Consider the following 4,699-nt stretch of genomic DNA (forward strand, 5'->3'; position numbering starts at 1 on the left):
GCCAATGCCCACGTGATGCGTGCCTGCGCGGCGGAGGCTCTGGGCGGCATGCGCAGTGCCATGGCGCTACAGTCCCTCCTGCCCTATCTGAACGACGAAGCCATCGGCGACGCCGTGCACGCCTCGCTGTTTCAGCTCACCGGTCAGGACTTCGTGGACGACCCGGAGAAATGGAAGGCGTGGATCACTGCGCAGGGCGCGAGCATCCCGTGGAAAATGCTGCCCCGCAGCGAATACGCGGAATACCTCAAACTGCAGAAGCTGCTCAAGCCGCTGGAGGACGATCCCGCCGTGAACATGGCCTCGTTTTACGGCCTGGAAATCCGCGGCAAAGGCGCGCTCTTCGTCCTCGACGTGAGCGGCAGCATGAGCGCCGACGACCGCATCAGCAAGCTCAAGGGGCAGATGAGCAATCTCCTCACCGCGCTGCAAAACAAGCCCGCCAGTCTGCGCTACGGCATCCTCACCTTTGGCGAAACCGTGGACTCCTGCTTCTCCTCACGCGGCATGGCGCTGAACGACGAGAAGAACCACAAGCAGGCCGTGCAGTTCGTGGATCGCATCCAGGCCGACGGCGGCACGCCCATGTGCCAGGCCTTCAGCCACGCCCTCACCCGCATCCTCCCAGCGGGCAACATCGACACCCTCGTCTTCCTCAGCGACGGCCAGCCCAGCGACGGCACCCCCGCCATGGTGCTGGATCTCGCCCAGCGCATCCACACCCAGTACAAGGTCCGCATCCACTGCATCAGCATCGGCGAAGAAACCCTGCCCGGCAGCACCGAGCCGCCCTTGCTGAAGCAGATCGCGGATGCGTGCGGCGGGACGTTTACGGTGCCACCGTGAGAGGTGGTGTTCGTCCTCGTTCTCCTACTCGTCCTCGATCATTTCGCACCCGCTGGGTGCTGCGGGAATGAAGAGCCGAATGCTTCCGCAGGCCGGCAGCCCCCTGACTTGCCGGTTTCCACACCTAAGCACGGCAACTCGGCAACTCGACCTTTCAGAAACGGCAAACCTGAGCAAATAGAAGCCGCCCATGGCATTGCGTGGCAATCCATGGTATTTCATGGCTGCATTGGCCCCACCCTGATGGCAACTTATGACCTCCTGCTGGTTGCCATGATTTCCGGGTGTGCACACTGCGGATCAGGATGATCCCTTTCCTCCACCAGCGGGCGCGGAGACTTCCACTGTTTCCACCGTTTCAACGGGGGCTGGTGTGAGAACAATCCTGCGCCGGTGGGCATGGCAGGCTCCGAAGCGTGAGCTAAAAAACATGGCAACCCAAACACCCCTTTTGGTTGCCGTCTCTGGCGCTTTCGTGGCCTCAATGGATTGCATCGGCCTGCACTCCTTTGCCACCTCATGCATCCTGCTGCCACTTCCTGCACCAAATTTTGGGGCTGTTTTATCACCTTGGTTGCCGGTTGCCCACCCTAGATTCTCGCGATGGCAACCGGCAACCAGCGGCGGTGCGACTTCGCCTGCCGATGGGAAACAACCATCGTTTCCACAGTTTCAACGGGGGAGTGTGTGTGTATCCGACCCAAGGCCGCAGAAGAAAGTTCGCCAAATACTCCGGGGGGAGGTGCACGCGCGCGCATGACAGATGGACAAACACCTCCTCTTTGCCGCCATCTTTTCCGCTTTTCCTGTGGCATGTGTTTCCATCTCCGGCTTCCCTGCCGCATGCACACCGAGCTCCAGCCCCTCGACGCCCTGCGGGATGAATGGCAGGCCCTCCAGCCTTTGTCGGCGGAGAACGAGACACGTCTGTGGAAAAAGCTGCGCCTGGAATGGAACTACCACTCCAACCACATCGAAGGCAACACCCTGACCTATGGTGAGACCGTGCAGTTTCTAGTGTATGACCGCACCACCGGCAACCACAGCCACCGTGAATATCTGGAGATGAAAGCGCATGATGTGGGCATCGAGCACGTGCGCACCCTCGCTTCAGACAAAGACCGCCTCATCTCCGAGAGCGACATCCGCGACCTGAACCGCATCATCCTCAAAGAGCCCTTCTGGAAGTACGCTGAAACAACTGACGGCCAGAGCACACGCAAAGAGATCATTCCTGGCCAATACAAAACCACCCCCAACAACGTACGCCTGCCAGATGACGGCATCTTCCTGTTTGCCAGTGTGGAAGAAACACCGGCACGTATGGGCGATCTTGTCTCATGGTTGCGCCAGGAGTTGACCTCCCCCACCCTGCCCATCGCCGCCTGCATTGCCAAGCTCCACCACGATTTCGTCCTCATCCATCCCTTCGACGACGGCAATGGCCGTGTGGCCCGCCTGCTGGTGAACTACGTGCTCATCCGAAACGGCTACCTGCCCCTCATCGTCCGCACCGATGAAAAGGAAGCCTACCTCACCGCCCTTCGCCTCGCAGACGCCGGCGAACTCTCCGCCCTCATGACCTACCTCCAGCGCCGTTTGGAATGGTCGCTGCAGTTAGGCATCAAGGCCGCCAAAGGAGAAAGCATTGAAGAGCCAAGTGATCTGGAAAAGGAGGTGGCTATCTTTGTGAGGAATCAGCAGGGACCGAAGGGTGAAAAAAAGAGGTCTGCCGAGACACTGCGAGAGCTGCTTGATCTGGGGCTTCGTGAGTTCATCGAAAAGTTTGACGCGAAGCTCAACAAGCTTGCGCCTCTTTTCACAGACCAAAGATTGCAAGTAAGACCCATCATAAACGGCGTAACCTCCAAGCCATTGGTCAGCTTGGAACACATCCTAAAACACGCCGATCAGACTTCTGAACTCTCGGTGCAGCATGATTTACGTGGTTACGGAAGCGCAGGTTCTCACCCTTTTGACGTGCAAGCATCGTTCAACCTAACCTTTGGTGATTACCGTTACATTCTAAAGATCAATGGTCAGGAGCAATTGCGCAGGCCATACTCAGAACCAGTCCTTCCCGACGAAGCCGAGAGCCTTGCCAACATAGCCCTGGCATACGCCTTCGAGGAGATCAAGAAACGCAGCGGCAGCAAGGAATGAACGCCGCCATTGGGTGGCAATCATGAACAGCATTCATTTAAGCGCATGCATGGTTGTGGAGCAGGCTGGATGTCCACGAGCCACGCGACAGCGTCTTGGACTGCGGTGGCAGAGATGCACGGCGCAAGCCTGCATCGGCGACACCGCTTTCGTGAGGTGTTGAATGCTCTTGGGCCTTACCTTGCCGTCCGACCTGCCAAAGCGGCGTCGCGCCAGGGCTTGCCGCACGCACTCCAAGACGCTGTCGCGCCATTCTAGCCTCCATTCGCACAGAGCCACCTCACACTCACCCCCGTTGAAACTGTGGAAACAGTGGAAACCTCCCATCGGCGGGCTGCCACCACCGCCGGTTGCCGGTTGCCATCGCGAGAATCTAGGGGGGCAACCGGCAACCACGAGGCTGACGACAGCCAAAACAGACAGCGCACGAAGAGGCAGCAGGCGGCAGCCGTTGGAAAGCGTTGGCAATTCGACGCAGGCTGACGAAGTGGAACAAGGTCATTCTCACCTCCAATGACGGCAACCAGAAGGGGTGTTTGGGTTGCCATGTTTTGCGGGTACGCTTCAGAGCCTGCCATGGCCCACTCGACATCGGCTGGATTCACACACTCCCCCGTTGAAACTGTGGAAACAGTGGAAGCCTCCCGTCGGCAGTCGGAGCCTCACCGACGCGAGTTGCCAAGTTGCCGTGCTTAGGCGTGGAAACTCGGCAACTCAGGAGCGGCGCTGATACAGGCAGGCCTCGTTTGAGCGAGCCGCCCCTGCATTTTCATCGCCCCACGGACGGCGCACCTTTTTCAGCGCCTGCGGGGGAGATAGACCCATAATCACGGACCCGACTCAGCGGTTCCCTACCATGCCAGACGCGCCGCAGGGGATGGTAGGGACGCGTTGTGCGCGTCCGTAGATTCCTTCGTCCCAGCGTGCGGTGTGGCCCCATCGCTCCCCCCTTTTCACGGTGCCCGCGTTTGAGCCTCTGGGCGGTGAAGGCATCGGGAACGAAACCCATGCAACGTTTCCGAAAGAGAATGAAGATTCCGCATTCAAGATCCAGCGGCGCTACAGGATCGAGGACGAGAAGGAGAACGAGGACGAAACATCCCCCCCTCACTCCCCGCTTGAGCCACACCTCCCTTTGCACTACTTTGCGCCGCCATGAAAATCATCGCCTCTTTCCTCATTGTCGCTGTTTTCTCCCTCGCTTCCTGCCGTGGCAGTGGCGGGCCCATGACGCGTGCGGGCCGTGGTGTGGACCACGCCATCCACAAGACCGGTGAAGGCATCGAGCACGTGGGCCGCAAGATCGAGAGCAAATTCTGAGGCGCAGCCCGCTGCGACCCCCGAATGCTTCCTGCCAGCACCTTCTTCATCACCGGGCCCACGGCCTCGGGCAAAACGGCCTTGGCCATCGCCCTGGCGAAGCATGTGGGCGGGGAGATCGTGAATGCGGATGCCTTTCAGCTCTACGCGGGCATGGACATCCTCACGGCCAAGCCTTCCCTGGCGGAGCTCGCGAGCGTGCCGCACCACCTCTACGGCGTGATCCCGCTCACGGAGGCCTGCGATGCGCAGCGCTACCACGCGCTGGCACTGCCAAAGATCGAGGACATCGCCGTGCGTGGCCGCGTGCCCATCGTGGTGGGTGGCTCCGGGCTCTACATCAAGGCGCTCACCCATGGCCTGTCTCCCC

General features: G+C 60.0%; 4 protein-coding genes. All 4 read left to right on the forward strand.

Going from position 1 to position 4,699, the window contains the following annotated elements; all coding sequences use genetic code 11:
* Positions 1 to 846 (forward strand): vWA domain-containing protein (locus WAW39_RS16330; RefSeq protein ID WP_422320254.1); only part of this gene is annotated, 846 nt, incomplete at its 5' end.
* 843 nt (positions 847 to 1,689) lie between these two features.
* Positions 1,690 to 3,009 (forward strand): Fic family protein, encoded by a 1,320-nt coding sequence (locus WAW39_RS16335; protein WP_422320255.1) that lies wholly within the window; start codon positions 1,690 to 1,692, stop codon positions 3,007 to 3,009.
* 1,155 nt (positions 3,010 to 4,164) lie between these two features.
* Positions 4,165 to 4,329, forward strand: coding sequence for a hypothetical protein (locus WAW39_RS16340; RefSeq protein WP_422320256.1), 165 nt, complete (start codon positions 4,165 to 4,167; stop codon positions 4,327 to 4,329).
* A gap of 24 nt (positions 4,330 to 4,353) precedes the next feature.
* Positions 4,354 to 4,699, forward strand: a 346-nt coding sequence (locus WAW39_RS16345) for a tRNA (adenosine(37)-N6)-dimethylallyltransferase (protein WP_422320257.1), incomplete at its 3' end; no start/stop codon positions are given.

Source organism: Prosthecobacter sp. (genome assembly GCF_049294395.1).
Taxonomy (GTDB): domain Bacteria; phylum Verrucomicrobiota; class Verrucomicrobiia; order Verrucomicrobiales; family Verrucomicrobiaceae; genus Prosthecobacter.

Bases quoted from the DNA above. Each gene is read 5' to 3' on its own strand.
- WAW39_RS16335 (WP_422320255.1), top strand. From the start codon at position 1,690: ATGCACACCGAGCTCCAGCCCCTCGACGCCCTGCGGGATGAATGGCAG.
- WAW39_RS16340 (WP_422320256.1), top strand. From the start codon at position 4,165: ATGAAAATCATCGCCTCTTTCCTCATTGTCGCTGTTTTCTCCCTCGCT.